This window comes from Paraburkholderia sp. SOS3, assembly GCF_001922345.1.
GTDB lineage: Bacteria > Pseudomonadota > Gammaproteobacteria > Burkholderiales > Burkholderiaceae > Paraburkholderia.
Genome location: NZ_CP018811.1, coordinates 88,578 through 114,600 on the forward strand (window position 1 = coordinate 88,578; position 26,023 = coordinate 114,600).

19 protein-coding genes are annotated in these 26,023 nt (G+C 63.7%); 3 read left to right on the forward strand and 16 right to left on the reverse strand.

The features are described 5' to 3' along the window. Positions 1-10: 10 nt before the first annotated feature. From BTO02_RS00405 to BTO02_RS00420, 4 genes are all read right to left on the reverse strand, one after another. Positions 11-292: a hypothetical protein gene (locus BTO02_RS00405; RefSeq protein WP_156883725.1), complete on the reverse strand. Its 282-nt coding sequence runs from the start codon at positions 290-292 to the stop codon at positions 11-13. 190 nt (positions 293-482) lie between these two features. Beyond that, positions 483-1,373, reverse strand: a complete 891-nt coding sequence (locus BTO02_RS00410) for a LysR family transcriptional regulator (RefSeq protein WP_075155335.1) — start codon at positions 1,371-1,373, stop codon at positions 483-485. A gap of 667 nt (positions 1,374-2,040) precedes the next feature. Further along, positions 2,041-2,616: an FUSC family protein gene (locus BTO02_RS00415; protein WP_075158487.1), complete on the reverse strand. Its 576-nt coding sequence runs from the start codon at positions 2,614-2,616 to the stop codon at positions 2,041-2,043. Positions 2,617-2,700: 84 nt separating this feature from the next. After that, a complete protein-coding gene (locus tag BTO02_RS00420) occupies positions 2,701-2,949 on the reverse strand; it encodes a hypothetical protein (RefSeq protein ID WP_075155336.1) in 249 nt (82 codons plus the stop codon). Positions 2,950-3,362: 413 nt separating this feature from the next. Here BTO02_RS00420 and BTO02_RS00425 point away from each other — a divergent pair, with 413 nt between their 5' ends. Both BTO02_RS00425 and BTO02_RS00430 read left to right on the forward strand, forming a co-directional pair. Further along, positions 3,363-4,298: a LysR family transcriptional regulator gene (locus BTO02_RS00425; protein ID WP_075155337.1), complete on the forward strand. Its 936-nt coding sequence runs from the start codon at positions 3,363-3,365 to the stop codon at positions 4,296-4,298. Positions 4,299-4,505: 207 nt separating this feature from the next. Then, positions 4,506-5,660, forward strand: a complete 1,155-nt coding sequence (locus BTO02_RS00430) for a porin (protein ID WP_075155338.1) — start codon at positions 4,506-4,508, stop codon at positions 5,658-5,660. 144 nt (positions 5,661-5,804) lie between these two features. Here the strand turns inward: BTO02_RS00430 and BTO02_RS00435 are convergent, their stop codons facing one another. From BTO02_RS00435 to hemE, 4 genes are all read right to left on the reverse strand, one after another. Next, positions 5,805-6,953: a branched-chain amino acid ABC transporter substrate-binding protein gene (locus BTO02_RS00435; protein WP_075155339.1), complete on the reverse strand. Its 1,149-nt coding sequence runs from the start codon at positions 6,951-6,953 to the stop codon at positions 5,805-5,807. Positions 6,954-7,042: 89 nt separating this feature from the next. Next, on the reverse strand, positions 7,043-11,050 hold the full coding sequence (gene putA / locus BTO02_RS00440; RefSeq protein WP_075155340.1) for a trifunctional transcriptional regulator/proline dehydrogenase/L-glutamate gamma-semialdehyde dehydrogenase: 4,008 nt from the start codon (positions 11,048-11,050) through the stop codon (positions 7,043-7,045). A 1,120-nt stretch (positions 11,051-12,170) separates the two neighbouring features. Continuing rightward, the gene (locus tag BTO02_RS00445) at positions 12,171-14,462 is read right to left on the reverse strand and encodes a primosomal protein N' (RefSeq protein WP_075158488.1); all 2,292 of its coding nucleotides are present in this window, start codon (positions 14,460-14,462) and stop codon (positions 12,171-12,173) included. A 478-nt stretch (positions 14,463-14,940) separates the two neighbouring features. Continuing rightward, positions 14,941-16,035, reverse strand: a complete 1,095-nt coding sequence (gene hemE / locus BTO02_RS00450; RefSeq protein ID WP_075155341.1) for a uroporphyrinogen decarboxylase — start codon at positions 16,033-16,035, stop codon at positions 14,941-14,943. 180 nt (positions 16,036-16,215) lie between these two features. Between hemE and BTO02_RS00455 the strand changes: the two genes are divergently transcribed. Beyond that, positions 16,216-17,067, forward strand: coding sequence for a transporter substrate-binding domain-containing protein (locus tag BTO02_RS00455; RefSeq protein ID WP_075155342.1), 852 nt, complete (start codon positions 16,216-16,218; stop codon positions 17,065-17,067). A gap of 804 nt (positions 17,068-17,871) precedes the next feature. On the opposite strand, the gene BTO02_RS00460 is transcribed toward BTO02_RS00455, so the two are convergent. From BTO02_RS00460 to atpE, 8 genes are all read right to left on the reverse strand, one after another. Continuing rightward, positions 17,872-19,596, reverse strand: coding sequence for an AMP-binding protein (locus tag BTO02_RS00460; RefSeq protein ID WP_075155343.1), 1,725 nt, complete (start codon positions 19,594-19,596; stop codon positions 17,872-17,874). A gap of 271 nt (positions 19,597-19,867) precedes the next feature. Further along, positions 19,868-20,293, reverse strand: coding sequence for a F0F1 ATP synthase subunit epsilon (locus BTO02_RS00465; protein WP_075155344.1), 426 nt, complete (start codon positions 20,291-20,293; stop codon positions 19,868-19,870). A gap of 126 nt (positions 20,294-20,419) precedes the next feature. Further along, on the reverse strand, positions 20,420-21,814 hold the full coding sequence (gene atpD, locus BTO02_RS00470) for a F0F1 ATP synthase subunit beta (protein WP_075155345.1): 1,395 nt from the start codon (positions 21,812-21,814) through the stop codon (positions 20,420-20,422). Positions 21,815-21,936: 122 nt separating this feature from the next. Next, positions 21,937-22,824, reverse strand: a complete 888-nt coding sequence (gene atpG / locus BTO02_RS00475; RefSeq protein ID WP_075155346.1) for a F0F1 ATP synthase subunit gamma — start codon at positions 22,822-22,824, stop codon at positions 21,937-21,939. Positions 22,825-22,926: 102 nt separating this feature from the next. After that, positions 22,927-24,468, reverse strand: coding sequence for a F0F1 ATP synthase subunit alpha (gene atpA, locus BTO02_RS00480; RefSeq protein ID WP_075155347.1), 1,542 nt, complete (start codon positions 24,466-24,468; stop codon positions 22,927-22,929). A gap of 70 nt (positions 24,469-24,538) precedes the next feature. Then, entirely contained in the window at positions 24,539-25,078 is a 540-nt protein-coding gene (locus BTO02_RS00485) for a F0F1 ATP synthase subunit delta (RefSeq protein WP_075155348.1), read from the reverse strand. A 2-nt stretch (positions 25,079-25,080) separates the two neighbouring features. Continuing rightward, positions 25,081-25,551 (reverse strand): F0F1 ATP synthase subunit B, encoded by a 471-nt coding sequence (locus tag BTO02_RS00490; protein WP_075155349.1) that lies wholly within the window; start codon positions 25,549-25,551, stop codon positions 25,081-25,083. Positions 25,552-25,695: 144 nt separating this feature from the next. Beyond that, on the reverse strand, positions 25,696-25,965 hold the full coding sequence (atpE, locus tag BTO02_RS00495; RefSeq protein ID WP_007180033.1) for a F0F1 ATP synthase subunit C: 270 nt from the start codon (positions 25,963-25,965) through the stop codon (positions 25,696-25,698). Positions 25,966-26,023: the final 58 nt, after the last annotated feature.

A 26,023-nucleotide genomic window follows, 5' to 3' on the forward strand; every position in this document is an offset into this window, starting at 1 on the left:
ACTGCGACTTTTATTCGATGCCAGGCGGGTGAGAATCGACATCGACGCCCGTCAATTTCGCGATCGGACTCCACAGCAGAGGGTGGATAACCGGCTTGTCGAACGTCTGGAAGATCGGCCCGAGCCCGCTTGCCGAAATGAGCGTTTCGGCAGTCGCGTGAAGCCCTTTCGCCACCTCGCCGAAGCCGCCAAGAATGTTTTTCGGCGCTCCGGTCGAGTCGCCGGAGGGAGCCGCGTTGGGCTCCACATTGATTTCCTGATACGAGTGTTGCGAAGCTTGTCCTACCATCATTGCGCGTTACCTCTTCATTAGGGCGTCGATCGCCTCAACGTCGGGTTGCAGCGAACCCTTCCTTGAAGCCAGTGAATGGTTCCTCGCGTATTGCAGGAACCGTTCTGAAAGGCTAAGGCGCTTTCTGATGAAGAGGGTCGTAATCGGCTATCGCACGCCGCGCATCACACCGCATGACCGGCCGGGGTCATCAGGCGGACCGGCCTGAACGCTTGCCGATTTTCGATGCCTGCACGGTGAGGCTGTCGACGAAGGTTTGCGTCGAAGGACGGTCGAACACTTCGAGTCGCACGAGAATGCCGATCTCGCGAATCAACGGGCTGCCCGGTAAGCGCAGCGTCTTGATGCCGCGCGCTTTGCCGACCGGAACGAGATCGCCCGGAATGATCGAACAGCCAAGCCCTTCGCTGACCATGTTCAGGATCACCGAGGGTTCGTCGAGCTCCATCGTGTCCATCGTCGCGAGCCCGTGTTGCTTCAGATAGCGGTCGACCAGCTGGCCGCCCGGCGAGCGGCGGTCGTAGCGGATAAACGGTTGCGTGCGCAGCACGTCGCCGAGGTCGCCCGCTGTTCCTTTAGGCGCGATGCCCACATACCGCTCGCGAATCAGCGGAATCCATTTGAGGTCCGGCGGCAAGCCGAGCCGCGGCTTGATCATCACGGCGAGATCGAGTTCGTGCGAATCGACTTTCGCGAGCAGGTCGGTCGATACGCCAGGCGCGATATTGATCGACGCGGCAGGCTGCGCGCGCCTGAAATGCTGCAACGCCTTCGGCAGCAAGCTCGCCTGGACCGTCGAAATCGCGCCGATATTCAAGCCGCGCGGGTCCGGAAAACCGCGCTGCTGTTTCATGCCGTCGAACAGATCGAGAATCTGCGTCGCCTGTTCGAGCGCATGACGGCCCTCGCTGCACAGCGTGACCGACTTCGCCTTGCGGTCGAATAGCGGAAAGCCGAGCTCGTCCTCGAGCCGTCGTATCTGGGTGCTGACCGCCGACTGCGTCAAGCCGAGCCGGTTGCCGGCCGCCGAAAACGACTCGGCCTCGGCCGCGACGACGAAGGTGCGAAGATAGCGGATCATGATGCGATGTTCTGTCCCGTCGTGCAGCGGTTGAAAAGCGGTTGAAATGGGCAACCTGACGATCTTATAGCCGCTCGCGATACCGCGTCACCAAGGCCCGAATCGCGAGGTCCGCCGGTACCGCCCGCATCGTTTATACTCGCCGCGCATCGATCCGTTCCTGATTGTAAGGAAAAGCGGTAGATTCACATTCGTGGTTAATGAAACAAGTCGGAGGTCGGTGAGTATGTTTAAGCGCTTAATCGCTTTGTCGTTGTTGATGGGTGGCCTGCTGGCCCTGGTGGGCTGCAACACGGTAGCAGGGGCGGGTAAAGATTTGACGGACTCCGCCAATGCCGTCAAGCACGCGCTATAAGTTGCGTGCAAGACCGGCCGCGCGACCGAGGCCTGGTCGCGACTACGCAGTACCGATGAGGACCGGGGCAAGCCCCGGTCTTCTCACATCAGGATCACAATAAGCCGCAATGGAAGGGCTATTCGTGTCGATCAGGAAGCCGGCAGCCGAGATTGGCCGTGCGTGCGCGGCGCCTTCGCCGCATGGCTCGATCGTATCGAAGGCGCGGCCCTCTTGGCTCGGCGTCCATGATCGAACGGCTGCACGACGCGACGCGGCGATATCAAGCGATATCAAGCCACATCCGGCGACGTCCAATGCCGCCCCTCGCGCTCATTGCGGGCCGCGCATCTGCACAAGCGTGCGCTGCCCCCAACCGAAAAGCCAGCTGACCAGAAGCGTCGACAGCGTACCGATCACCACCTGGACGAGCCTGAACAGCGGCACATCCCACAACGGTCCTTGCATCGGCACGAGCAGCACGATCGTCGCGGTGATTGCGCCGAGCCGCGCAGCGCTACCTACATTCACGCACCAGCACGCGACGATAACCGCGGCGACCGTCGTCGCATAGCCGAGCAGTTCGTGCGCGCCCGCGCCAAGCCATGCACCGGCGAAGCCGAACAGCCCGCCCGCCATCGCGCCGATAAACTGGTCGCGCGACAGGTTGCGCGTATCCGCGTAGTTATGCTGCGTAACCGCGATCGCGGTAATCGCAGCCCAGAACGGCTGCTGCGTATGCAGCGCAATCGACAGACCGTAGGCGAGACACGCGCCGCACACCGCCTGCAATGCGACGAGACCGCCCTCGAGCACGCGTTCGCGAAACGGCAGGCTTTTTACGAGGCCGATCAGGATGTCGGCGGCCCGGGTCCGCGCTTCGTGCCGTGTCTGCCTGGTGTCGTTCATCGTTTGGTTGCCGTTGTCGGTCGGGAGCGGCTTCATTATGCGGCAACGCTGCGCGCACGCGGCGCAGCGTTGCCGCAGGATGGCTCAGACCGGCCCGGACGCGGCGGCGCGCGTCTGTTGCGGCACGGCGCGGAGCGCCGCATAGACGAACGCCGGCTTCATGTCGGGGCCGAGCGCGTTCGCACCGAAGTACGGGTCGCAAAAGCCCGGCGGCCCGACGCAGTCGCCCGGACCATTGGGCTGTCCGTGCAGGCCGGCGCAGCCCGATAGCGCCGCCGCGGCCGCCACGCCGACAGCGGCGCGCCATATATTCGCAATGATGTGTCGTTTCATATCGATTCACGTCCCGTCTTTCATATCGAAACCAAAGTCGCCGTCGCGCGGCAACGCCCTCGCTCACCTGCTCACCCGGATCGGGCCGGGCGCCGCTGCTTTCGCCGCCGCTTTCGCCGCTTCCTTGCGAGCCCGTGGAATCCAGCATAGAGACGCGAGGGTTCCGTTACGCCAACACAAACATGAAGAGAAATTTAAGGCGATCGCGACGATCCGCCGTGCGCGCACGCGCGCCTGTTTAAATTATTTTTCATCTTCGCTTCATGGCTTTTTAAATGGGCGTGTCTCGCGCGACCCGATAATCGCTGACGTTTAGGGAACAAGCCGCGTGCAGGCGTCCGGTGTCATCTGCACGAGCGGCTTACGATCTTTGCCGCGATCACCAGCGCGACTTCGTTCGCAAGGCCTGCAAAATGAACCAACTACAAGCCATGCGCGTGTTCATGCGCGTCGTCGAACTGAGCAGCTTCAGCGTCGCCGGGCGGCAGCTCGGCATGTCCGCGGCGGCGGTCACGCGAAGCGTCAGCATGCTCGAAGCGCATCTGAACATGCGCCTCCTCAATCGTTCGACGCGCAGTCTTTCGCTCACCGAAACCGGCCGTCTGTACCTCGAAGGTTGCCGCGCCGTGATCGAAAAATTCGATCAGGTCGAGTCCGATCTTCTGCGTGCGACACGCAATCCGAGCGGCATGCTGCGCATCGCCGCGCCGGTTCCTTTTGCCAATACCGAGCTCGCGCCGCTGTTTCGCGCTTATCGCCTGGCCAATCCGCGCGTCGAGTTCGAGGTGACGTCTTACGACACGCAGATCGACATGATCGAAGGCGGCTTCGATATCTGCTTTGCGACCAACCGTCATCCGGTCAACGCATCGCTCGTCAGCCGCAAGCTGATTGCCGTGCGAGAGGTCGCGGTCGCGTCACCCGCTTATCTCGCCGAACGCGGCATTCCGCCCTCTCCGCTTCAGTTGGCCCAGCACGACCGGCTCACGCTCTCGGAGCAGTCGCGCGTCTGGGAGTTCTCCGGTGCCGACGGCGTCCAGCGCATCGAGGCAAGCGGGCCGCTCAGCGCGACCGGCTACACGATGGTCCGTGCCGCGGCGCTGGCCGGCATGGGCATCGCCCTGCTTCCCTATCATTTCGTCGCCGGCGACCTTGCGGCAGGCGCCCTGAAAACCGTGCTTCCTCAATACGAGGTCACGGGCGGAACCCGCTACGTCTCCATCGTCTACTCGGGCCGCAACTATCTGACCACGAAGGTTCGCAATTTCATCGACTTCACGGTCGAGCAGTTCCGGCAATCGCCCGCAGGCCTGTCGGGCACCGCGTCGCCGTTGCGCGCGGTCGCATGAGGGAGCGCCGTCGCGAGCCGCGCATTCTGGGTACTTCCTGAAATTCTCAGTTTTCGATTGCGCTGCGTTCAGCGGAAATTGGCTTCTTAGACTGCACACGGTTTCACATTCATTGCGCACATCGTCGTAGCGATGACTGTGCTAACCACGGTACATGCTTAGGCATCCAAAGTCATGATTCGTCAATCGACGCTGAGAACCCACACAATGAAGAGATTCAGATGGACTGTATTGGCCTTTCCCTTGATGACGCTGTGCGGTGCGGCCCACGCACAAAACAGCGTGACCCTGTATGGCCTCATCGACGAAGGCGTCAATTTCACGAACAACGCGGGATCGGGGTCCGCCGTTCAGTTGCGTAGCGGCGATACCGCCGGCGACCGCTGGGGACTCAAGGGCAGCGAAGACCTCGGCGCCGGTCTTTCCGCTATCTTTCGCGTCGAAGGCGGCTTCAATGGCAGTAACGGCCAGCTGGGCCAGGAAGGTCGGCTATTCGGGCGCCAGGCTTATGTCGGGTTGAGCTCGGACCGCTACGGCACGCTTACGCTCGGGCGTCAGTACGATCCGACCATCGACCTGTTCAGCTCGATTACCGCCGCGGGCAGCTGGGGCGGAGACGTCGGCGCCGTGCCGTTCGACAACGACAACGCCGATTGGGATTTCCGCGTCAATAACTCGGTCAAGTACACGACGCCGAATTACCGCGGCCTCACCGGCGAAGCCATGTACGGCTTCAGCAATACGGCGGGCGGCTTCCAGAACAACCGCATGTACAGCGCGGCGGGGCAGTATCAGCATGGCGGCCTGACCGCGGAAGCCGCTTATATGCGCATCGATCATCCGGGCAGCGGCACGTCCGGCGCGGTAACGGACGACGCCGTGTTCAGCGGGTCTTCGCAGGAAAACATCGATGCGGGCGTCGCGTACAAGTTCAGCAACCTGCAACTGGGCCTCGCGTATTCGCACACGAAAATCGACGATCCGACCAACAACGCATTCCTGAGCGGCGATCAGAATCCCGCCAACGGCGGCACGTGGACAGGCTGGCGCTTCGACAATCTTCAGGTCAACGGCGACTACTACTTCAAGCCCGACCTGTGGCTCGCGGCCTCGTACACGTACACATGGGGCGAGCTGTCGTCCACCGAGGGAGACTTCGCTCCGCGCTGGCACAGCCTCGCGTTGATGCTCGACTACGACTTGAGCGGTCGCACATCCGTGTACATTCAGGGCGCCTATCAGCACGTCGAAAGCGCGCATACGGGCACGCAGTTCGACGATGCGCAGAGTCTTCTCGCCCCGGGCGCGTCTTCGTCGCCGAATCAGCTCGTGTACCGCGTGGCGATGATTCACCGGTTCTAGCCGCCGGCTCCAGACACCGATCGCCGCGCGCGGCGATGGCGCAAAAAAAGCCCCGCGAGCGCGTTTCCGCTCGCGGGGCTTTTTGCTTACGACTACTTCACCGGTTACAGTCGCAAATCATGCACCGGCACGCAGCGGACCGGCTTACTTGCCGCCCACGCTCTCGAGCGTCGTCCACTTGCCGTCGACCACCTTGTACAGCGTGATGCCGCCGTTCTTCAGGTCGCCCTTGCTGTCATACGCGAGATCCTTCGTCGTCACGGCCGGCATATTGGTCTTCGCGAGCACCGGCAGGTACTTCGCCGGATCGGTCGAGTTCGCCTTCTTCATCGCGTCGAACATCGCCATCGCGCCGTCGTAGGCGTACGGCGAGTACGTCTGCACGTCTTCGTTGAAGCGCTTCTTGTACTTCTCCACATAGTCCTTGCCGCCCGGCATTTCTTCGAGCGGCAGGCCCGCGAGCGACGCCACCGTGCCATTCGCCGCATCGCCGGCCACGCTCAGGAAGGTCGGCGTATGGACCATTTCGCCGCCCATCAGCGGCGCCTTGATGCCGAGCGTCTTCATCTGCTTGACCATCGGCGCAGCCTGCGAATCGGCGCCGCCGTAATAGATGAGGTCCGGGTTCATCGACTTCAGCTTGGTCAGGATCGACTTGAAGTCGACGGCCTTGTCGTTCGTGTATTCACGGTCGACGATCGTGGCGCCCGACGCTTTCGCGGCCTTCTCGAACTGGTCTGCGAGACCCTGGCCGTAGGCGGTGCGGTCGTCGACAATCGCGATCTTCTTCATGCCGAGCTTCTTGACCGCGAACGTGCCGGCCACCGAACCTTGCTGCGTATCGGACGTCATCATCCGGAACGTGGTCTTGAAGCCCTGCTGCGTGTATTCGGGCGCGGTTGCCATCGCGATCTGCGGAATGCCCGCGTTCGCGTAAATGCGCGAAGCCGGAATCGTCGTGCCCGAGTTGAAGTGGCCGAGCATGCCCTTGATGCCGTCGTCGACGAGCTTCTGCGCGACCGTCGTGCCCGTGCGCGGGTCGGCCTGATCGTCGGCCACATCAAGCACGAAGCGAACCGGCTTGCCGCCGATCGTCGGCTTCGTCGCGTTCATGTCTTCGACCGCGAGCGTGATGCCGTTCTGGAAGTCCTTGCCGTAGTGCGCCTGCGCACCGGTCATCGGGCCTGCGAAACCAATCTTCACTTCTTCGACCTGCTGAGCGTGCGCTGCCCCCGCAAGCGACATAGCGGCAACCAGCGTTGCGCCTGCCAGCTTTTTCATCGTGTGTTGCATATCATCTCCTTGGTACCAGGTGTGGATGGAGCGGATGTCGGGGTCGCCGTGCCGCTGCCGTTTTTTTGAATCGATTGGCGAAGGTTCGCTCAGCCGATCGTCATCAAATTCGCATTACCGCCTGCCGCCGCCGTGTTCACGCTGACCGAACGCTCCGTCAGCAGACGCTCGAGCGCATAGTCTTCGTCGCCGTTTTCGAGCGCCCGTGCCGCGACGCCCTGCACGGAGACGATCGGACCATCGCGCTTCGCGATCTCTTTCGTCAGCGCGAGCAGTTCGTCGCTGTCGCCTTCGAACAGCACGGCATCGAACGAGGCATCGGCATTCTTCTTCGTGCTCGCATAGCGTTTCAGCGAGGCGGGCAGCGCAGCAACGAGTGCCTCGCCTGCCGCGCCCTCGAACAGCGCGCGATTATCGGTCGCCAGCACGGCCGCGAGTTGCACGCGCGCGCCGCTTGCCGTCGACGCGATGCACAGCACCGTGCCGCGCGCGCCGAGCGAATACGTATTGCGCTCGCCGGTCGGGCCCGGCAATACCGCCGTCGCGCCAGCCGGCACGTTTGCGATGTAGCCGTCGCAGCGCGCCGCGAGCGCGGGCTCGCGCTCGGCGATCAGCCAGTCGCGCAGCGCGGTCAGCGCGGCCGATGGCTTGTCGTTGCCTGCGGCGCCGTCGCCTGTTCCGCTTCCCGCTGCGTTGGCCGCCGCGCCGTTCTGCGCGGATGCGGATGCCAGCGCAGGCTGCTGCACCGGCGCGTCCGCGATCAACGTCTGCGCGAGCGACCTCGGCAAGCCCGCCGGCCGCTTCGCGAGCAGCCGCTGCAGATACAACGCGCCGCCCGCCTTCGGCCCGGTGCCCGAGAGACCTTCGCCGCCGAACGGCTGCACACCGACCACGGCGCCGATCACGTTGCGATTCACGTAGATGTTCCCCACGTGCGCGCGGCTAATCACATGCGCGATCGTCTCGTCGATGCGCGTGTGGATGCCGAGCGTGAGCCCGTAACCGGTCGCGCGAATCTGCTCGAGCAGCTTATCGAGCGCGCTGCGGCGATAGCGCACCACATGCAGCACGGGCCCGAACACCTCGCGTTTCAGTTCGTCGATGCTGTCGAGTTCGATCAGCGTCGGCGGCACGAAGGTGCCGGCCGCGCAGCCTTCCGGCATCGGCATCTGTACGACGTTGCGGCCCTTCTCGCGCATCGCCGCGATATGCGCATCGATGCCGCGCTGCGCTTGCGCGTCGATCACCGGCCCGACGTCGGTCGACAGACGGTCGGGGTTCGCCACCGCCAGTTCCTTCATCGCGCCGGTCAGCATCTCGAGCGTGCGGTCCGCAATATCTTCCTGCAGACAAAGAACGCGCAGCGCCGAACAGCGTTGACCGGCCGAGTCGAATGCCGATTGCAGCACGTCCGCGACGACCTGCTCCGCGAGCGCCGACGAATCGACGATCATCGCGTTCTGGCCACCGGTTTCGGCGATCAGCGGAATCGGCTTGCCGTCCGCATCGAGGCGCTCGGACAGCGTTTTATTGATGTACCGCGCAACTTCGGTCGAGCCCGTGAACATTACGCCGCGCGTGCGTGCATCGGCGACGAGCGCCGCGCCGACCGTTTCGCCGTCGCCGGGCAGCAGTTGCACCGCGCCCGCGGGCACGCCGGCTTCGCGCAGAATGCGCACGCCTTGCGCGGCGATCAGCGAGGTCTGCTCGGCCGGTTTGGCGAGCACCGTATTGCCGGCCGCCAGCGCCGCGGCCACCTGGCCCATGAAGATCGCGAGCGGGAAGTTCCACGGGCTGATACAGACAACCGGGCCCAGCGGCCGGTGCGTATCGTTCGAGAACTCGTTGCGGATCTGCATCGAGTAGTAGCGCAGGAAGTCGATCGCTTCGCGGATCTCCGACACCGCGTTCGGCAGCGACTTGCCGGCTTCGCGGACGACGAGGCCCATCAGCGTGTGCATTTGCGCTTCGAGCAGATCGGCGGCACGCGCGAGGCAATCGGCGCGCGCGTCGACGGGCGTCGCCTGCCAGATCGGCGCGGCGGCCAGCGCGTGCGTCAGCGCCGCGCTCACATGCTCGGGTGTCGCATCGACGACCGTGCCGACCAGATCGCGATGATCGGCCGGGTTGCGCACGTCGCGCGCGGTGCCGCCGTGGATGGCCGCGGCGTCGTCGGCGAGCATCGGCGCGGCGCGCCACGGATGATGCGCGCTTGCGAGCAGCGCCGACGACAGCGACGCGAGCCGATGTTCATTCGACAGATCGAGGCCCATCGAATTGACGCGCTCGGCGCCATAGAGCTGACGCGGCAGCGCAATCTTCGCGTGCGGCGCGCCGAGCGGCACGATCTTCGATGCGTCCTCGACCGGGTCGGCGACGAGTTCCTTGACCGGCACGGTTTCGTCGGCGATGCGATTGACGAACGACGTGTTCGCGCCGTTCTCGAGCAGACGGCGCACGAGATACGCAAGCAGCGTTTCATGCGTGCCGACCGGCGCGTAGACGCGGCACGGACGGTTCAGTTTGTCGCGGCCCGTCACTTCCTCGTAGAGCGGTTCGCCCATGCCGTGCAGGCATTGAAACTCGTACTGGCCCGGGTAGTAGTTCTGGCCCGCGAGGTGATAGATGGCCGACAGCGTGTGCGCATTGTGCGTCGCGAATTGCGGATAAACCGCGTCGGGCGCGCCGAGCAGCTTCTTCGCGCACGCGAGATACGACACGTCCGTATAGATCTTGCGCGTGTACACCGGATAGCCTTCGAGGCCGTCCACCTGCGCGCGCTTGATTTCCGTGTCCCAGTACGCGCCCTTCACGAGCCGCACCATGATGCGGTGACGGCTGCGGCGCGCGAGGTCGACGATATAGTCGATCACGAACGGGCAGCGCTTCTGGTACGCCTGCACGACGAAACCGATGCCGTTCCAGCCCGCGAGCTCCGGATCGAAACACAGCGCTTCGAGCAGATCGAGCGAGATTTCGAGGCGGTCCGCTTCTTCGGCGTCGATATTGAGGCCGATGTCGTAGCGGCGCGCGAGAATCGCGAGCGCGCGCACGCGCGGCAGCAGTTCGCTCATCGTGCGTTCCTGCTGCGAGCGCGAATAGCGCGGATGCAGCGCGGAAAGCTTGATCGAAATGCCGGGGCCTTCGTAAATACCGCGGCCGCCCGCGGCTTTGCCGATCGCGTGAATCGCCTGCTCGTACGACGCGTAGTAGCGCTGCGCGTCCGCTTCGGTAGTCGCTGCTTCGCCGAGCATGTCGTACGAGTAACGGAAGCCGCGCGCTTCGTATTTGCGGCTGTTCGCGAGCGCCTCCGAGATGTTCTCGCCGGTGACGAACTGCTCGCCCATCAGGCGCATCGCCATATCGACGCCCTTGCGGATCAGCGGCTCGCCGCCCTTGCCGATCATGCGCGTGAGCGCCGACGAAAGCCCCGTTTCGCTATTCGTCGTCACGAGCTTGCCGGTGATCATAAGCCCCCACGTCGCCGCGTTCACAAACAGCGACGGCGCGTGGCCGACGTGCGAGCGCCAGTCGCCCTTGCTGATCTTGTCGCGAATCAACGCATCGCGCGTCGCGCGGTCCGGAATGCGCAGCAGCGCTTCGGCGAGGCACATCAGCGCGACGCCTTCCTGGCTCGACAGCGAGAACTCGTGAATCAGCCCTTCGACGCCGCCGCCCTTGCTTTTCGAGCGCAGCGTTTCGACGAGCTTCGCGGCCATCTTCTGGACGTCGGCGGCAAGGTTCGCCGGCAGGCGCGCCTGGCCGAGCAGAAACGGCACGCACTCGGGCTCCGGCCGGCGGTACGCGGCCGTGATCGCCGCGCGCAGCACCGATTGCGGCTGCACGCTTTGCGCGAATTCGAGGAAGGGATGCGAGGCACTGTCTTCGTCCGAGGCGCCGGTGGTGCCCTCGAGATCGACGCCGCTGTGGGTGGCGGACAGTTCCGCGGGAAGCTGGCCGTGCTCGATTTTTTCGAGGTACGCGAAGATCGCCTGCTTGATCAGCCAGTGCGGCGTGCGCTCGAGGCGCGTGGCGGCGTCTTTGAGCCGGGAACGCAGGAGATCGTCGACTTTGACGCCGAGGGTAGTGCTCGCCATGTTTCCTTCTTGATGCTGAAGCGCCGGCGCGCGGGCACCGGCCAGAGACTGAAAAGTTGGCGCATCGTACCTCTCTCAATAAAAAGGTGCAACCAGTTTGCAAGCTTGGTTGCACCCACGCCGAATCCTTGCTGGGCAAGGCTTTCCGGAACCCGCGAGCGGCTGGTCGCACCACAGCGGCGCTCGGTACTTTCCCTGGCGATAAAGTTTGCGCGACACCCTAAGCGATTGGCGCGGCGCGCCGTTATACAGGAAAGCAATACGCGTAGTTGCATTTAACAAGTAAAAACGACCGGTAATCAGGGAAGAAGTGAAATGGAAAAGTGGTGGGTAGTCGCAGCAATCTGGACCCTGTGTGCGATGTGCGCGGCGCTGTTCATCCGCGGCGCCGCGAGCGGCGCGTCACGTGGCGAGCGTGGGCCGCGCCGGAATGTACGTTCCGGCAACGTGCGCGTTCGCGGCTAACGACGCGTCAGGTTCTTGCGGTTGCAGGTTGCCAGCGGGTTGCGGCAGGGTGTAGCGCGGGGTCTGTCGTGCCGTGCCGGTCCACCATGCGCGTGCGCGCAGGCGGCCGGCACGAACATCGGCGCGAAGGCGCGTGCCTTTGCGCGAACGGATTGCAGGCGTCGTCGGGCGACACGAAGCGGTCGTGCAGCGTGCACCGCCGCGTCGTGGTCACGCTCGCACCGAAGCCTGAACTGAAGACAGCGAGGCCGGGAATGCTCTGTTCGATGGAATGCCGATCGTCGGCGCGGTATCGGCAACCGGCGCACCGCGGCCGGCGCGCGGCGAGGTCAGCGGCCACATTTGCAGGTTCCGCGAGCGGCGGTATGCACCGTGCGGACCGGCCAGGCGCGGCGGTGCTCACGAGCCCTGCCCCAAGCTGTTCAAGTACGGCGCGAACAGCACGTAACCGATCGCGATACTGACAGCGACACCGCCGCAAAGGCGACGAACCCGGCGATGCTTGTGCTTTTAGCCCGTCGATGGATACGCGCCGGCCGGCAGCGTATGTTTCGTATCGCTGATCATTCATTTCCGCGAGTCCGATGGCGACAGGCCGCATGCCGATTCTCGCTAAAACATACGGCAACGGATTTGCGCGGACGCCGATATCCGTTCAGATATCGAGCGGATCGACCTCGATACTCCAGCGCAGTACGCCTTTAAGCGTGCGAAGCATCGGCTGCCATGCGCGCAGTGTCGCTTGCAGCGCCGCACGCGACGCGCTTTCGACGAGCAGCTGGGCGCGATGCACATGCATCACCTTCACGATAGTCAGCGGCACAGCGTCATACACCGTCACGCGTTCGGCCGCGGGAATCTCATGCAGCGCCCGCGCGGCTTGCTGCAAAAACGCGAGCGCGGCCTCCAGCGTGCGGCCCTCGGCACGCAGCATCGCCTGATAGACGAACGGCGGCAGATGCGCGTCGCGCCGTTCGGCCAGCGTTGCGTTCGCAAAGCCGATGTAGTCGTGACGCGAAAGCGCGTGATACAGCGCATGCCGCGGATAGCGCGTTTGCACGAGCACTTCGCCGGGCAGGCCGGCCCGGCCCGCACGGCCGCTGACCTGCATCAGCTGCGCGAAGAGGCGCTCGCCGGCGCGAAAGTCGTGTGAGAACAGCGCCATGTCCGCATTCAGCACGCCAACCAGCGATACGCGACGAAAATCGTGACCCTTCGCGACCATCTGCGTGCCGACGAGAATGTCGACTTCGCCCGCGTGCACATCCGAAAACAGCGCCTGCGCGCTGCCTTTGCGGCGCGTGCTGTCGGCATCGATGCGCAGCACGCGCGCGCCCGGCACGACCGTCGCGAGCGTTTCCTCGACGCGCTGCGTACCGCGACCGAGCGGCGCGATATCGACGTTGCCGCACTCGGGGCACGCGCGCGGAATGCGCGCCTCCCAGCCGCAGTGATGGCAACGCAGCGCGCGCTCGGGCTTGTGCAGCACGACGTACGCGCTGCAGCGCGGACAGCCCGCGACCCAGCCGCACGCGTCGCAAGCGAGTTGCGGTGCGTAGCCGCGCCGATTCAGAAACACGAGGCTCTGCTCGCCGCGCTCGAGACGCGCTTTCAGCGCGGCGATCAGCGGACCCGACAGGCCTTCCACCGATGCGCGGCCGCGGCGCCGTTCGTCTTCGAGATCGATCAGCTTGACCGCCGGTAGTGCGGCGTCGGCGACGGCGCGGCGCGCAAGCGTCAGCCGCTTGTAGCGGCCCTGGTCCGCTTGCCACCAGCTTTCGAGCGACGGCGTCGCCGAGCCGAGCACGACCGGAATGCCCAGTTGCTTCGCGCGCCAGATCGCGAGGTCGCGCGCCGAATAACGCAGGCCTTCCTGCTGCTTGTAGGCCGGGTCGTGCTCCTCGTCGACGCAGATAATCGCGAGACGCGGCAGCGAGGCAAGCACCGCGAGGCGCGTGCCGAGCACGATGCGCGCGCGGCCCGTGTGCGCGGCGAACCAGTTGCGCGCGCGCTCGCCTTCGGCAAGGCCGCTGTGCAGCGTGACGATGGCACCGTCGTCGAGCGCGGCAAAACGCGCGCGAAACGCGGTTTCGAATTGCGGCGTCAGATTGATTTCGGGCACGAGCACCAGCGCTTGCGCGGTCGGGTCCGTCGCGAGCAAAGCGGCTAGCGCGCGTAGGTAGACCTCCGTTTTGCCGCTGCCGGTCACGCCGTGCAGCAGAAAGGCGGCGAAGCCGTGCGCGTCGTGGATCGCGGAGACGGCGGCGGATTGTTCGTCGGTGAGCGTGGGCAGCGTGGCGGCCGGGTGGGCGTCGTCGATTGATGCGGCGGGCGTCTGGATGCCGCCCGGTGTGGCCGTCGCGGCCGGCGACGTCGACGCGGCCGCAGCCTCGATCACCTCGAGCTCGACCCAGCCTTTCGCCCGCCAGGCGTCGAGCGTAGCCACCGCCTTCGGATGCAGCGCCCGCGCTTCGGCTGCCGACAGCGATCCGGCGCGCACGAGCTCGTCGGCCAGCCGCCGCAGCGCGCTCGCGCGCACCGGCAACGCATCGGGCAACGAATCCCGCCCGGCCGCCAGCAACCGATAATGCTCTTCGGGCGCGAGCAGCCGCGTCCACCGCGACGCATCGCGCAGCGCCTGCGGCAGCGCCGGCAATGCAACTTCGCCGAGGCCGCGCTGATAGTAGTCGGCCGCAAACGACACAAGCTCGAGCCATGACGCGGACAGCGGCGGGCATGCGCTGCACAGGTTATCCACCGAGCGCAGGCGATCTTCCGGCACCTCGCTGTGAGCAGCCACTTCGCAGACGAGACCGACCACCATCCGCTTGCCGAACGGCACACTGACGAGCATGCCGGGTTGCGGCGCGGCCTCGACGGCGCCCATTTCGCATCGGTAATCGAAAAGAGTCGGCAGCGGATGGTCGAGCGCGACCCGGACGAACATCTGGCTCACAAGCCGACGCAGCGACGCGCCGCCGATGCGCGAATCAGCACAGACAGCGAACACGCGCGCGTGGCCTCACCGAACTTAAAGTGAAACATCACATTTGGCGCTAAGTTTTGGATTCGGCAGAACAATTGGCTGCTTCCGGGTCCTGTGGATAACTTTGTTGAGAACTTGGTCCCGCGTGCTCGCAGACCGAGTCCACGTGGGCCTTTTGTGGTTTCCCGCACATATGTTCCGGCCCCGGTCAAACCCTTACTGGCTAAGGCGCTCACACGAAGTTCCCGCGTTTGGCAAGCACAATCTGACCTCGCGCCCCTCTTCCGCGCCGCAGCGTGATGAATGTGTATAAGTCAAGCCTTGACAACCAGCAGAACGCCATTCGACGGGCTGTGGAATGTAATTTTCCCCTTAGGGCGAGAGCCCACGTCATTGCGACGCAACAAAACTGTCATCACCTTGACGTAGTGCTGATCGCTTACGCCTCGCCCGCTGCGCGTAGCGCACGGCTATGCCGATGCACTTCGTCGACGAGTTCCGCGACGTGCTCGGGCGGCGTGTACTGCGAAATTCCGTGCCCGAGATTGAACACGTGGCCACGGTGATTGCCATAGCTGTCGAGCACCGCGCGCGCCTCGGCGCGGATCGTGGCCGGCGGCGCGAACAGCACCGACGGGTCGATGTTGCCCTGGAGCGCGACCTTGCCCGCGACGCGTTCGCGCGCGCGCGCGAGATTCACGGTCCAGTCGAGACCGACTGCGTCGACGCCTGACGCGGCAATTTCTTCGAGCCACAGGCCGCCGCCCTTCGTGAAGGCGATGACGGGCACGCGGCGCCCCTCGTGCTCGCGCTCGAGCGCGCTCACGATCTGTTCGATGTAGTGCAGCGAGAAGCGCTGATAGATTCCGTCCGCAAGCGTGCCGCCCCACGTATCGAAGATCATCACGGCCTGCGCGCCCGCTTCGATCTGAGCATTCAGATAGGCGGTAACCGCGCGCGCGTTCACATCGAGAATGCGATGCATGAGGTCCGGCCGCGCGTACAGCATCGACTTCACGGTGCGGAAGTCGTCCGAGCCGCCGCCTTCGACCATGTAGCACGCAAGCGTCCACGGGCTGCCCGAAAAACCGATCAGCGGCACGCTCTGCCGACCTTGCGCATCGGTCAGCGCGCGGCGGATCTGGCTGACCGCATCGGTCACGTAGCGCAGCGTCGCGTCGATGTCGGGTACCGCGAGGCGCGCGACGTCGTCTTCGGTGCGCACCGGGTGTGCGAATTTCGGGCCCTCGCCGGCAGCGAACTCGAGGCCGAGGCCCATCGCGTCGGGAATCGTCAGAATGTCGGAGAACAGGATCGCGGCGTCGAGCGGATAGCGCTCGAGCGGCTGCAGCGTTACTTCGGTGGCGTAGTCGGGGTTCTTCGCGAGGCCAAGGAAGCTGCCGGCACGGCTACGCGTCGCGTTGTATTCGGGCAGATAGCGGCCCGCCTGTCGCATGAGCCAGATCGGCGTGTAGTCGGTCGGCTCGCGCAGCAGCGCGCGCAGGAAGGTGTCGTTGATCAGTTGTTGAGCCACGTCGCGTAAGCCTGAAAGCAAAGGGCCATTCTACCGGACACGCGTTTGCGCGGGCATCGCTGGCCGGTCACCGGTTGTCTGCGCCGAACATCGCTTGATCCGTCAGGCCGGGTTGCCGCGTCAGCGACGGTTTTCAGCGCTCGCTACGTAGAATGGACGGCGCCTTGAAGAGGAGATTCCATGAGCAAAGCGTTATCCGTTTCGCAACGCGTGTTGTCACGCACCTTCGCAGGCGCGCTGTCCTGCGTGTTGTCCGGGGCGCTGTTGTATGCGGGTCCGGCCGGTGCGCAGGCGCCGTCGTCATCGACGGTCGCCGCTGCGGGTTCGTCGCAGTCGCGGCTCGATGAAGTGATCGCGCGCGGCACCTTGCGTGCATGCACGACCGGCGATTACAAACCCTACTCGTATTACAAACCGGACGGTCAGTTCGAAGGCATCGACATCGATATGGTCGAATCGCTCGCGAAGTCGCTCGGCGTGAAAGCGGCGTTCATCAAGACGACGTGGCCAAACCTGACGAACGATTTCATCGCGAAGTGCGATATCGCGGTGGGCGGCGTATCGACGACGCTCGACCGGCAAAAGCGCGCATTCTTCACGCAGCCGTATCAGGTCGACGGCAAGACGCCGATCGTCCGTTGCGACGATGTGCGCAAGTACCAGACGGTCGAACAGATCGACCAGCCGTCGACACGCGTCATCGTGAATCCGGGCGGCACGAACGAGCGCTTCGCCAAGCAGTACTTCCCGCACGCGAAACTGACCGTCTACGCGGATAACGTGACCGTGTTCAAGCAGATCCTGGCGGGCAAGGCGGACGTCATGGTCACCGACGCGTCTGAAACGCTCCTGCAGCAGAAGCTCAATCCTGGCCTTTGCTCGGTGCATCCCGACCAGCCGTTCCAGTACGGCGAGAAGGCGTGGATGGTGCCGCGCGGCGACGTCGTTTTTCAGCAATATGTCGACCAATGGCTGCATCTCGCGCGAGAAAGCGGCGAGTATCAGGCTATTTCGGACAAGTGGCTGAAGTAGATCCGGGAGCCGGCGCGCACCGGCGATAACACGCGCGCTCCGACGCGGTGAACCTGTAGCCGGTGCGGCGCCGAGGGCTTCATTCCGCCGTGCGCTTCATTTCTTTGACGGCGTCGTCGTCCAGGACCGCGCAGCCGCGGTCGCGCGCTGCGCCGCATCATTTCTTGCGAACGACTGTTTCCCATCTTGCAAAGCGATTCAGAACGACTACGCTTCAACCGATTCTCGCGGCGGACCCGCTTATTCAAGGTAAAAATGCTTGCTGCATATGCGCGGTGAAGCAGCGCAAATGCAGCGCCACTCGAATTAGCTGTCTACGATTTATTCGATTTCAGCCGATCGGTAAAAACGAACTTTTAACCGGAAAATAACGGCAAAAAATCCCGGAGAGCCTTATCTGGCGGGCGTTACAACCTGAAACACTTTGTTACCGCGCTCCCGGTTTAATTCGCCCACAATGCCTCTCACGGGTTCAACACGGATGTGGCTTGGTGTGCGGTGTGAGCGGACATCTTTTACCAAGCCGGTCGGCAGATTGCCGGGTCCCTGCGAAGGGGCATCCCTGTTGGAGTCGTGTCGACGATCGCGTCGTCGAGTCGATTCCTCCTTTGGTCTCCTCGCGCTAACCCCGTAGCGTGTGGTTTTTAGCGGGCTCCAGGCCCGCTTTTTTTTTGCCTCGCTAAACGTTTGCGCACTGCAGCGGTTGGCGCTCCCCAAAGCGCGTCGTTCTCGACGCGCTTTTTGCATTTGAGGTCTGCGCACCCTCGGTTTGCGCACCGTTGCCGTGCTCGCCGCCCGCAGCGCTCAGGCGGTCTTGCCGACCGCTAGCTTCAGCTCTTCGATCATCCGCTCGCGCATCACGAACTTCTGGATCTTGCCGGTCACCGTCATCGGCAACTCGTCGACGAAGCGGATGGTCTTCGGCACCTTGTAATGCGCGATCTGGCCGTGGCAAAACGCCTGGACATCGTCTGCAGTCATCTGCTCGCCGGAGCGCAACACGATCCAGGCGCAAACCTCCTCGCCGTATTTGGGATCAGGCACGCCAAACACTTGCACGCTCTGAATCTTTGGGTGGCGAAATAGGAATTCCTCGATCTCGCGCGGGTAGATGTTTTCGCCGCCGCGGATCAGCATGTCCTTCAGGCGGCCAACGATATTGCAGTAGCCGTCTGCATCGATCACGGCGAGGTCGCCCGTATGCATCCAGCCGTCGACAACGCTTTCGCGCGTTCTCGCATCGTCGTTCCAGTAGCCGCGCATCACCGAATAGCCCTTCGTGCAGAGTTCGCCGATTTCGCCGACCGGCACGATGTTGCCGGCGGCATCGACGACCTTCACTTCGAGATGCGGCTGCACGCGGCCGACGGTCGTCGTGCGCCGGTCGAGCGGATCGGTGGTCGAGCTCTGGAACGACACCGGGCTCGTCTCGGTCATCCCGTACGCGATCGTGATCTCCGATAGATGCATCTTCGAAACGACGCGCTTCATCGTCTCGATCGGGCACGGCGAGCCGGCCATGATGCCGGTGCGCAGATGCGAGAGATCGAAGGTGTCGAAGCCGGGGTGATCGAGCTCGGCGATGAACATCGTCGGCACGCCATGCAGCGCCGTGCATTGTTCTTCGGCGACGGCCGCGAGCGTCGCCGCCGGGTCGAATGCTTCGCCCGGGAACACCATGTTCGCGCCGACCGACACGCACGCGAGCACCGCCAGCACCATGCCGAAGCAGTGATACAGCGGCACGGGAATGCACAGCGAATCGTGCTCCGAGAGCCGCATCGCCATGGCGATAAAACGCGCGTTATTGACGACGTTGCTGTGCGTCAGCGTCGCGCCTTTCGGGCTGCCTGTCGTGCCGCTCGTGAACTGGATGTTGATCGGATCGTGCGGCGACAGGCTCGCGGCGATCGCGTCGAGTTTCGCCGTATCGAGCGTCTCGCGGCCGAGTTCGATCACTTCCGAAAGGCAATGCATGCCCGGCGCTTCCGTGTCGCCGAGGCGGATCACGATGCGCAGATCGGGCAAGCGCGCGATGCGCAGGTCGCCGGGCGTTTGCGTCGCGAGTTCCGGCGCGAGCTCGCCGAGCATGTCGAGGTACATCGACGACTTGAAGCGTTCGGCCGCGACGATCGCCTTGCAGCCGACCTTGTTCAGCGCGAATTCGAGTTCGGCGAGCCGGTACGCAGGATTGATGTTGACGAGGATCGCGCCAATACGTGCAGTCGCGAACTGCGTAAGCAGCCATTCGATGCGATTCGGCGACCAGATGCCGACGCGATCGCCTTTGCCGATGCCGAGCGCCGTGAAACCGGACGCCAGAATGTCGACCTCTTCGGCGAACGCTTTCCAGCTCCAGCGGATGCGTTGCTCGCGAAATACGACGGCTGGCCGGTCGGCAAAGCGTCGTGCGGTCTCGCGCAGGAACTGGCCGACCGTCGCGGTGCTAAGCGGGATGTCGGTTGAGCCGCGCACGTATGAGAGGCCGTCTTTCGGCGCAATCTGTGCGGGGGTGCCTGTCGCTTGCATGCTTGCCTCCTGAGTCCTGTGCCGACCGGACGAGCGAAGGTCGTGCTTTGACGCGCTTCGCGCAGTCTCGTCGAAGGTGAATGCTGGAAAGGGATGCCCGCTGAAGGAAACTGGTGGCGAAAAGATTGTGCGCCGGCTGTATCGTGCGCGGCATCGAGGCTTTCCCTCACCGTTCGGCGTGCGCCGAAGAAGCCGGCACGCCGCCCAAATAAAAAAGCAGCCGCGAGGGCTGCCTTTCTATCATCGTCGCGCGAGTCGACGACGGTGCTTCCTAGTGCTGTCCGCGCAGTTTCCGCAGACGCTGGATCGCCGCAAGCTGAGCCGTCGCATACGCGAGTTCCGCCTGCGCGGTTGCGTATTCAAGGTTCGAGCCCGTGTTCTGCAGCGCCTCTTCCGCGCGCTTGCGGGCCTGCTCGGCCTTCGCCTCGTCGAGATCCTTGCCGCGGATCGCCGTGTCGGCCAGAACCGTCACCGCACCGGGCTGCACCTCGAGAATGCCGCCGGCGACGAACACGAATTCCTCTTCGCCATTCTCGGCCTCGATACGCACCGCACCCGGACGAATCCGCGTGATCAGCGGCGTGTGGCCCGGCAGAATGCCGAGCTCGCCCGCCTCGCCCGGCAGCGCGACGAACTTCGCCTGGCCCGAGAAGATTTCCTCTTCCGCGCTGACGACGTCTACCTTGATAGTTGCCATAAAGTCTCGACTCCTGTCGACAGGTTGAGTGTAGGACGAGGCGCCGGTTGAAGCGGACCGGATACGTCGGATACGTCACGCGTACCGATACACGCCGGCCGGCGCCACCTTCGTTACACCCAGCCGTTACTGGATCTTCTTGGCCTTTTCAAAGGCTTCGTCGATCGTGCCGACCATGTAGAACGCCTGCTCCGGCAGGTGATCGCACTCGCCCTCGACGATCATCTTGAAGCCGCGGATCGTTTCCTTCAGCGGCACGTACTTGCCCGGCGAGCCCGTGAAGACTTCCGCGACGTGGAACGGCTGCGACAGGAAACGCTGGATCTTGCGCGCGCGAGCGACCGACAGCTTGTCTTCCGGCGACAGTTCATCCATGCCCAGAATCGCGATAATGTCGCGCAATTCCTTGTAGCGCTGCAGCGTTTGCTGGACCGAGCGCGTAATGCCGTAGTGCTCTTCGCCGATCACGTGCGGATCGATCTGGCGCGATGTCGAATCGAGCGGGTCCACCGCGGGGTAGATACCGAGCGACGCGATGTCACGCGACAGCACGACCGTTGCGTCCAGGTGGCCGAAGGTCGTAGCCGGCGACGGGTCCGTCAAGTCATCGGCAGGCACGTACACGGCCTGCACCGACGTGATCGAGCCGGTCTTCGTCGACGTGATGCGCTCTTGCAGCTTGCCCATTTCTTCAGCGAGCGTCGGCTGATAGCCCACGGCCGACGGCATACGGCCGAGCAGTGCCGACACTTCGGTGCCAGCCAGCGTGAAACGGTAGATGTTGTCGACGAAGAACAGCACGTCGAGGCCTTCGTCACGGAAGTGCTCGGCCATCGTCAGGCCCGTCAGCGCAACGCGCAGACGGTTGCCCGGCGGCTCGTTCATCTGGCCGTACACGAGCGCGACCTTATCGAGAACGTTCGAGTCCTTCATTTCGTGGTAGAAGTCGTTGCCCTCACGGGTACGCTCGCCCACGCCCGCGAACACGGAGTAACCGCCGTGCTCCTTCGCGATGTTGTTGATGAGCTCCATCATGTTGACGGTCTTGCCCACGCCCGCACCGCCGAACAGACCGACCTTGCCGCCCTTCGCGAACGGGCAGATCAGGTCGATCACCTTGATGCCCGTTTCGAGCAGCTCGGTGGACGGCGACAGTTCGTCGAACGCCGGCGCCTTCTGGTGGATCGAGCGCATCGTGTCGCTCGCGATCGGGCCCGCTTCGTCGATCGGGCGGCCCAGCACGTCCATGATGCGGCCCAGCGTCGGCTTGCCGACCGGCACGCTGATCGGCTTCGCGGTGTTCTTCACCACGACGCCGCGGCGCAGACCATCGGACGAACCCAGACAGATGGTGCGGACCACGCCGTCGCCCAGCTGCTGCTGGACTTCGAGCGTCAGCTCCGAACCTTCGAGAATGAGCGCGTCGTACACCTTCGGCATGTGTTCACGCGGGAATTCCACGTCGATCACCGCGCCGATGCACTGTACGATCTTGCCTTCTACCAAAGCAGTTGTACTCATCGCTTTTCCTTTAGATACTCAATTCTTCACTCGCGCTACGGCGCGGTTGGTTGCCCGCAGCTCATTTTCTTTGCGCGGTCGCTTTCGATTGCTTTCAGTCGCCTGGCGCGTCGTCGCTACGCTCAGACTGCCGCGGCGCCGCCGACGATCTCCGACAGTTCCTTCGTGATCGCGGCCTGGCGGCTCTTGTTGTACGACAGCTGCAACTCGTTGATGACCGTCTTTGCGTTATCCGAAGCGGCCTTCATTGCGACCATGCGTGCCGACTGTTCCGACGCCATGTTTTCCGCGACGGCCTGATAGACCAGCGCTTCGACATAACGCACGAGCAGTTCGTCGACCACCGTCTGCGCGTCCGGCTCGTAGATGTAGTCCCACGACGTGCTCGGCGTCGCCTTGTCGCCTTCTTCCGTCGCCTCGAACTTCTCGGCCGACAGCGGCAACAGCTGCTCGATCACGGGCTCCTGCTTCATCGTGTTGATGAAGCGCGTGTACGCGAGGTACACCGCCGAGACCTTGCCTTCCGAGTACAGGTCGAGCTGCACCTTCACCGCGCCGATCAGCTTCTCGAGGTGCGGCGTGTCGCCGAGCTGCACGACGTTCGATGCGACCTTCGCGCGCAGACGGTTCAGAAAACCGAGGCCCTTGCTGCCGATCGCCGTTGCGTCGATCGTCTTGCCTTCGGCTTCGAGCTCCTTGAACTTCTGCAGCGACGCACGCAGGATGTTCGTGTTCATCCCGCCGCACAGACCTTTGTCAGTCGTGACGAGGATGAAACCGGCCGTCTTCGCGCCCTCGTTCGCCACCATGAACGGATGGCGATACTCGGGGTTCGCACGGCTCATGTGCGCGGCGATGTCACGGACCTTGTCGGCGTACGGACGGGCAGCGCGCATGCGCTCCTGGGCGCGGCGCATCTTCGATGCCGCGACCATCTCCATCGCTTTCGTGATCTTGCGCGTGTTTTGCACGCTCTTGATCTTGCCGCGAATTTCCTTCATTCCAGCCATTGCTTGCTCCTTGATCGAAACCGCGCGGGCTTATTTCGCTGCTTCAGTTGCCCGCGCTGCTTCGAGGTCCGGTTATGTCTCGCGGATCGGCTCAGTACGCGATCAATAAGCGCCGGACTTCTTGAAGTCCTTCAGAGCCGCATGCAGCGCGGCTTCGTCGTCCTTCGACAGGTCCTTGTTATCTTCGATGCGCTTGATCAGATCGGCGTGGCTCGTCTTCAGGTATTCGCGCAGGCCGCGCTCGAATGCGAGCACGTCCTTCACTTCCAGATCGTCGAGGTAACCGTTGTTCGCGGCGAACAGCGCGACCGACAGTTCCCACACCTGCAGCGGCTGGTACTGCGGCTGCTTCAACAGTTCCGTCACGCGGCGGCCGCGCTCGAGCTGCTTGCGGGTCGCTTCGTCGAGGTCCGATGCGAACTGCGCGAATGCCGCCAGTTCACGGTACTGCGCGAGGTCGGTACGGATACCGCCCGACAGCTTCTTCACGACCTTCGTCTGCGCCGCGCCACCGACTCGCGACACCGACACGCCGGCGTTGATCGCCGGGCGGATGCCTGCGTTGAAGAGGTCGGTTTCGAGGAAGATCTGGCCGTCGGTAATCGAAATCACGTTCGTCGGAACGAACGCGGTCACGTCGCCGGCTTGCGTTTCGATCACGGGCAGCGCCGTGAGCGAGCCGCTCTTGCCCTTCACTTCGCCCTTCGTGAATTTCTCGACGTACTCTTCCGACACGCGCGCGGCGCGTTCGAGCAGACGCGAGTGCAGATAGAACACGTCGCCCGGATACGCTTCGCGGCCCGGCGGACGGCGCAGCAGCAGCGAGATCTGACGGTAGGCCCAGGCCTGCTTGGTCAAATCGTCGTAAATGATCAGCGCGTCCTGGCCGCGGTCGCGGAAGTATTCGCCCATCGTGCAACCGGCATACGGCGCGAGGTATTGCATCGCAGCCGATTCCGACGCCGAAGCGGCGACGACGATCGTGTATTCGAGCGCGCCCGTTTCTTCGAGCTTGCGCACCACGTTCATGATCGACGAAGCCTTCTGGCCGATCGCGACGTAGATACAGATCAGATCCTTGCCCTTCTGGTTGATGATCGTATCGACAGCCACCGCGGTCTTGCCGCACTGACGGTCGCCGATGATCAGCTCGCGCTGGCCACGGCCGATCGGCACCATCGAGTCGATCGACTTCAGACCCGTTTGCACCGGCTGCGACACCGACTTACGCCAGATCACGCCCGGCGCGATCTTTTCGATCGCGTCGGTCAGCTTCGCGTTGACCGGGCCCTTGCCGTCGATCGGGTTGCCGAGCGCATCGACCACGCGACCGACCAGTTCGGGGCCGACCGGCACTTCGAGAATGCGGCCCGTCGTCTTGACGATGTCGCCTTCCGAGATGCTTTCGTATTCGCCCAGAATCACGGCGCCGACCGAGTCGCGCTCGAGGTTCAGCGCGAGGCCGTACACGTTGCCCGGAAATTCGAGCATTTCGCCCTGCATCACTTCCGACAGGCCGTGAATGCGCACGATGCCGTCGGTCACGGAGATCACGGTGCCCTGGTTGCGAACGTCTGCGCTCGCTTCAAGGCCCTGGATCCGGCTCTTGATCAGCTCGCTGATCTCAGAGGGATTGAGTTGCATTATTCGCTCCTGATAGTCAATTCTGTTGCGTGCCAGCGGCTCTGCGATTCACGCGCCGACGTCTGCAAAATCACGCGGTCAGCGCCGTCTGCATTCTGGCGAGCCGCGCGCGGACCGAGGTATCGAGCACTTCGTCGCCCACCGTCACGCGCACGCCGCCGATCAGCGACGCGTCCACTTCGACGGTCGGCTTCAGCTTGCATTTGAACTTGCGCTCGAGCGCCGCGACGAGTTCGTCCAGTGCCTGGCCTTCGAGCGGGAATGCGCTCACGATATGCGCATCGGCCGCGCCTTCGCGTGCGTTCTTCAGCGCGTCGAACTGCGTCGCGATTTCCGGCAACAGCGGCAGCCGGTGATTGTCGACCAGCATCTGCACGAAGTTCTTTGCCTGCGCGTCGTCTTTAAGTGGCGACTTCACCGCGGCGAGCACGAGGTCGACGACCTGCGCGCGGCCCACCTTCGGGCTCGTCGCGACCGATTCGACTTCGGGCAAGCTCGCAACCTGAGCCAGTTCCTGCACGAGCGTGGACCAGGCGTTGACGTCGCCCGCTTGCGCGACGGCAAACAGCGCTTCAGCGTACGGACGGGCGATGGTGGCAAGTTCGGCCATGATCAGAGCTCGGTTTTGAGTTGATTCAGCAGATCGGCGTGAACCGACTGGTTCACTTCACGCTTCAGGATCTGTTCGGCACCCTTCACCGCAAGCGCCGCCACTTCACCGCGCAGCGCTTCGCGCGCCTTCACGATTTGCTGGTCGGCATCGGCCTTCGCCTGAGCGATGATCCGGGCGGCTTCGGCATGCGCCTGCGCCTTGATTTCGTCAGCGACGGACACGGCGCGCTTTTCGGCTTCGGCGATGCGCTGCTGGCCGTCGTTGCGAGCCTGCGCAAGCTCCTCGCCGACGCGCTTGTGCGCGGCTTCGAGTTCCGCCTTGCCCTTTTCGGCAGCCGACAGGCCATCGGCGATTTTCTTCGCGCGCTCGTCGAGGGCGTTGACCAACGGCGGCCACACGAACTTCATCGTGAACCACGCGAGGATCAGGAACACGACCATTTGCGCAAACAGAGTTGCGTTGAGATTCACGGTGTTTCCTTAAATGTTGCTAGTTCGGACGGGGAGACGGGAAACGGCAAGGCGCTCATCGAATCAGTGCTCGATCAGCGCCCAGTACCCGTTCCGCTTAGCGCCATTCCTGTTATAGGTCAGGGCGCGCAGTTCCGAGGAACCTCAGCCTGCCAGCTTCGACAGCAGCGGGTTCGCGAACGCAAACAGCATGGCCACACCAACGCCGATCAGGAACGCCGCATCGATCAGACCCGCGAGCAGGAACATCTTCGTTTGCAGCGGGTTCATCAGTTCCGGCTGGCGGGCGCACGCTTCGATGTACTTGCCGCCCATCAGGCCGATACCGATACAGGCGCCGATTGCACCCAGGCCGATGATGATGCCGATACCGATGGCGGTCAGACCCTGGATGTTGGCGATGAAAGCTTGCATGATCACTCCTTTGTGAAAAGTCTTTTTGGAACTGGGATTTAGAAAAATAAAAGCGATT

Coding starts and splice junctions, on each gene's coding strand:
- BTO02_RS00405 (WP_156883725.1), bottom strand. CDS start 292: ATGATGGTAGGACAAGCTTCGCAACACTCGTATCAGGAAATCAATGTG.
- BTO02_RS00410 (WP_075155335.1), bottom strand. CDS start 1,373: ATGATCCGCTATCTTCGCACCTTCGTCGTCGCGGCCGAGGCCGAGTCG.
- BTO02_RS00415 (WP_075158487.1), bottom strand. CDS start 2,616: ATGAACGACACCAGGCAGACACGGCACGAAGCGCGGACCCGGGCCGCC.
- BTO02_RS00420 (WP_075155336.1), bottom strand. CDS start 2,949: ATGAAACGACACATCATTGCGAATATATGGCGCGCCGCTGTCGGCGTG.
- BTO02_RS00425 (WP_075155337.1), top strand. CDS start 3,363: ATGAACCAACTACAAGCCATGCGCGTGTTCATGCGCGTCGTCGAACTG.
- BTO02_RS00430 (WP_075155338.1), top strand. CDS start 4,506: ATGAAGAGATTCAGATGGACTGTATTGGCCTTTCCCTTGATGACGCTG.
- BTO02_RS00435 (WP_075155339.1), bottom strand. CDS start 6,953: ATGCAACACACGATGAAAAAGCTGGCAGGCGCAACGCTGGTTGCCGCT.
- putA (WP_075155340.1), bottom strand. CDS start 11,050: ATGGCGAGCACTACCCTCGGCGTCAAAGTCGACGATCTCCTGCGTTCC.
- BTO02_RS00445 (WP_075158488.1), bottom strand. CDS start 14,462: ATGTTCGTCCGGGTCGCGCTCGACCATCCGCTGCCGACTCTTTTCGAT.
- BTO02_RS00455 (WP_075155342.1), top strand. CDS start 16,216: ATGAGCAAAGCGTTATCCGTTTCGCAACGCGTGTTGTCACGCACCTTC.
- BTO02_RS00460 (WP_075155343.1), bottom strand. CDS start 19,596: ATGCAAGCGACAGGCACCCCCGCACAGATTGCGCCGAAAGACGGCCTC.
- BTO02_RS00465 (WP_075155344.1), bottom strand. CDS start 20,293: ATGGCAACTATCAAGGTAGACGTCGTCAGCGCGGAAGAGGAAATCTTC.
- atpD (WP_075155345.1), bottom strand. CDS start 21,814: ATGAGTACAACTGCTTTGGTAGAAGGCAAGATCGTACAGTGCATCGGC.
- atpG (WP_075155346.1), bottom strand. CDS start 22,824: ATGGCTGGAATGAAGGAAATTCGCGGCAAGATCAAGAGCGTGCAAAAC.
- atpA (WP_075155347.1), bottom strand. CDS start 24,468: ATGCAACTCAATCCCTCTGAGATCAGCGAGCTGATCAAGAGCCGGATC.
- BTO02_RS00485 (WP_075155348.1), bottom strand. CDS start 25,078: ATGGCCGAACTTGCCACCATCGCCCGTCCGTACGCTGAAGCGCTGTTT.
- atpE (WP_007180033.1), bottom strand. CDS start 25,965: ATGCAAGCTTTCATCGCCAACATCCAGGGTCTGACCGCCATCGGTATC.